Origin of the sequence: Longimicrobium sp., from assembly GCF_036280135.1 — a bacterium.
GTDB lineage: Bacteria > Gemmatimonadota > Gemmatimonadetes > Longimicrobiales > Longimicrobiaceae > Longimicrobium.
Genome location: NZ_DASURI010000558.1, coordinates 1 through 3,213, shown reverse-complemented (window position 1 = coordinate 3,213; position 3,213 = coordinate 1). Strand labels below are relative to the sequence as shown.

The window sequence follows — 3,213 nt, the reverse complement described above, 5'->3', positions numbered from 1 at the left end:
GGGGGTGCTGCACGCTGTGGCGGCGGCCGGTGTACTGCGTCATGACCTCCGCCAGCACGCCGTTGTAGAACGCGCAGGCGGCGCCGCCCGGGTCCGCCTCGGCCGTCAGGCAGCCGCGCAGGCGGGCGGAGAAAGGACGGGCGTTCACCCGCACCTCGGCGCTGCCGGCCAGCTCGCGCAGCAGGCGCCGCGCGCCCTTGGCCGCGGCGCGCATGCGCATGCCCGCGGGCATGAGCTTGAGCGAGCTGCGCGCCACGCCGGACTTTTCCTCCCACGCGCGGCGCGCCACGCGGCGGCCGGCCTCTTCGAAGATCTCGTCGGCGTCGGGACGGCGAATGACCAGGCGGATGAGGTCCGCCACGGTACTGGGCGTCTGCAGCCGCTTCTTCTTGGTCTCTTCGCGGAACTTGTGGATCTGCAGGTACACCACGTCGCTCAGGCCCAGCCGGCGGGGCATGCTCGCGGTGAGGTCCTCGCCTTCCAGCACCTCCTCCGGTTTGTCCATGTCGCGCATGGTTTCCAGGAGGATGAGCGGAAAGACGGGCGTCACGCTGGGCGCGTCGGGGCCGGCGGATCGGCGGGCGGCGGTCCTGCTCATTCCGGGAGGTTCGGGTACAGGGACGTGCTCGGGAAAAGCCGCCCAATCTGTTCGCACGACCGGTGCCGACGCAAGGTGCGGGGCGGCGCGGTGGCAGGATGGGGCGGGGGAGGCGCGGATTGGGCTCGAGAAAGGGAGGCGGATTTCGGGCGCGGGCGGAGCGCCCTCCAGCCCCGGCCCTTCCCCCATGAACTCAACGGGGGAAGGGAGAACTTCGACGTGGTGAGGGACGGATCGCGCCGGCAGCAACCCGCCCCTCCCCCGGCCTCTCCCCGCTCGTTCCTCGCGGAGAGGGGGAGAACGGCTCGTGGGCTCCGGGTCTCTGCTTCATGAGCGGAGTGTGTCTCGCCCGCGGAGGACCCCCTCCCCCGGCCCCTGTTTCGCGGGGGAGGGGGAGAACTGCGGCTCGGGACAGGGCGTGGCGGCGCGGATGGTGCCATGCGCGAGGCCAACTTTCGCACTCTCGCACTTTCGCACTGCCGTTCCGTGGCCTTTCCCCCCGCACACATGCTCATCGGCGCCGGCATGGCCGAGGTGGCCCGCGCCACCCTGCGCAACCCGCCGCCGCGCCGGCTCGTGTGGCCCATCGCCGCCGTGCTGGCCGCCGGGCCGGACGCGGACATCATCATCGGCATCCTGCGCGGCGTGGGCGGGGCGCTGCACGGCACGTTCTCGCACAGCATCCTGGCCGCCGTGATCGTGGCGCTGGCGGGCTACTCGCTGGGCGGCGGACGGTGGGCGCTCATCGCGGGGCTGTCGTACGCGTCGCACATGCTGGTGGACCTGCTGGACGAGAGCGGACCCACCAACCTCATGCTGGGCTGGCCGTTCACGGGAGCGCATCCGTATTCCATCGGCAAGCTGTTCCCCAAGGTGCCCGTGGACGGCAACGGCGTCGTGGACACGGCCATGAACGTGCTGCGGGGCCAGCCCCTCATCAACCTGATCGTGCAGACGCTGATGGCGGCCGGCTTCTTCGTCGCGCTGCTGATGGTGGCGTCCGCCATCCGCCGCCGGCGGGCAGAATCGGAGGAGTGACTTCGTTCAGCGGCCCCGGCGGATGGCCGTCAGCAGGTCGTCCATGGCCAGCGAGCAGCCGCGGGCCTCGGCGCCGCGGGCGCGGCCCAGCACGCGGAAGCCCTCCGGCGAGGTGACGCCCAGGTCCGCCGTCTGGATGGCCATCACGGAGTCGAGGTTCGCCAGGTCGAGGTGGCGCAGCACGCCCACCTCGCCGTGGGGCAGGGGACGCAGCGTCTCGGGATCCGTGGTCTGCGTGCGCACCCAGGGCGGGCCGGCGTGCAGGCGCGCGGCGGGGGCGGACGCCGCGCCGGCCGCGCCGTCGTAGAACTGCGACGACATCTCCGTCATCCCGTACTCGTTCACGCACCACGCGTGGGGGATGCCCAGCCGGTCCTCCACGGCGCCGTACAGCTCCTCGCGCGTGACCTCGCGCGAGCGGCCCTTGAAGCCGCCCGTGTCCATCAGCCGCGAGCCGGGCGGCAGGCGAAAGCGGGTGCCCGCGTCCGCCAGGGTGTCCAGCCAGTGGACGAGCGCGAACGCCGTCCCCAGGATGCAGACGGGCGCATCGGCAGACTCCGCCGCGCGCAAGGCATCCGCGAGCCCCGCGTGGTCGATGCCGCCGTCGGGCGACACGTACCATCCGCTCTCCGCCGTCCCGAAGTCCGCCAGCACGGCGCCCGCCATGTGCGACAGCGACGAGTCGGGCACGGCGGACGGCGGCGGGACGAGCGAGATCATCCGCATCCGCTCATTCTCCGGCAGCAGCTGCGCGCGGAACCCGGCCCGCAGCGCGGCGTCGTACAGCGCCAGGTCGGGGACGTAGTGCGTGCCGCGCTGTTCCGCGCCCAGCGTCGTGCCGCTCGTGCGGAATACGGCGGCGGATCGATGTACCTCCGCCGCGCGCGCCGCGGACTCGATCTCCGTCGGATCGCCGCAGACGAGCGCGGCGGCCTTGAACGCGTCCGTGGGGACGGCGGGGACATCCGTCCAGCGCGCGACGGTGTCGGGTGATGCGCCGCGCCGCTCGCAGAACAGGCGATACGGCCGGTTGCAGGCGAACTGGTGCGCGAAGACGGCCCGCGCCAGCCGGTCGAACGCGTCGTCCGGCAGCGCCGCGTGCGTTCCCGCCGCGATGACGGCGAGCAGCTCGGCGCGAAGCGCTTCGGCGGGGGGCGTGGACATCGGCGATACGGCTCGGTTCTGCGCTGCGGACGGCGATTCTTGGATGCGTGCTACGCGAAGCCGGGATGTTGGGGCGGATGCGGCGCGGGGGCAAGTCGGGGAGGTGGCGGAGGAGGGCCGTCGGCGGACCGGATGATGAGGATCGGCGATGATGGGCATCCTGCGGAGACAGGGCCCATGCAGATGACGCCGTCCTCACGCCGAGCGATTGAAATCGCCGCTGGAAAGGCACGAAGTCCGCCTGCGCGGACTGCCCCAGCGAGGGGTCGCCGGAGTGCACCGGGGCGGCGGCCCGGCCGGGTGAAGCCTCGCGCAGTTTGCGAGGCTTTCCGCGGTGGTTGCGGCGACTTCAGTCGCTCCGTCGCGATCTTCGTCCGGACGCACATCGGCCCCGCCCCCGTGCACCGGGAGCG

The 3,213-nt window shown here is 72.6% G+C and carries 3 protein-coding genes; 1 reads left to right on the top strand and 2 read right to left on the bottom strand.

Annotated elements, in window-relative coordinates; genetic code table 11:
* Positions 1 to 598, bottom strand: a 598-nt coding sequence (locus tag VFZ20_RS18085; RefSeq protein WP_329685326.1) for a hypothetical protein, incomplete at its 3' end; no start/stop codon positions are given.
* Positions 599 to 1,036: 438 nt separating this feature from the next.
* Between VFZ20_RS18085 and VFZ20_RS18080 the strand changes: the two genes are divergently transcribed.
* Positions 1,037 to 1,636 carry a metal-dependent hydrolase gene (locus tag VFZ20_RS18080; protein ID WP_329685325.1) on the top strand — a complete coding sequence of 200 codons (600 nt, stop codon included), beginning with the start codon at positions 1,037 to 1,039 and terminating at the stop codon, positions 1,634 to 1,636.
* A 6-nt stretch (positions 1,637 to 1,642) separates the two neighbouring features.
* On the opposite strand, the gene VFZ20_RS18075 is transcribed toward VFZ20_RS18080, so the two are convergent.
* Positions 1,643 to 2,800 carry a hypothetical protein gene (locus VFZ20_RS18075; protein ID WP_329685324.1) on the bottom strand — a complete coding sequence of 386 codons (1,158 nt, stop codon included), beginning with the start codon at positions 2,798 to 2,800 and terminating at the stop codon, positions 1,643 to 1,645.
* Positions 2,801 to 3,213 lie beyond the last annotated feature (413 nt).

Coding starts and splice junctions, on each gene's coding strand:
- VFZ20_RS18080 (WP_329685325.1), top strand. CDS start 1,037: ATGCGCGAGGCCAACTTTCGCACTCTCGCACTTTCGCACTGCCGTTCC.
- VFZ20_RS18075 (WP_329685324.1), bottom strand. CDS start 2,800: ATGTCCACGCCCCCCGCCGAAGCGCTTCGCGCCGAGCTGCTCGCCGTC.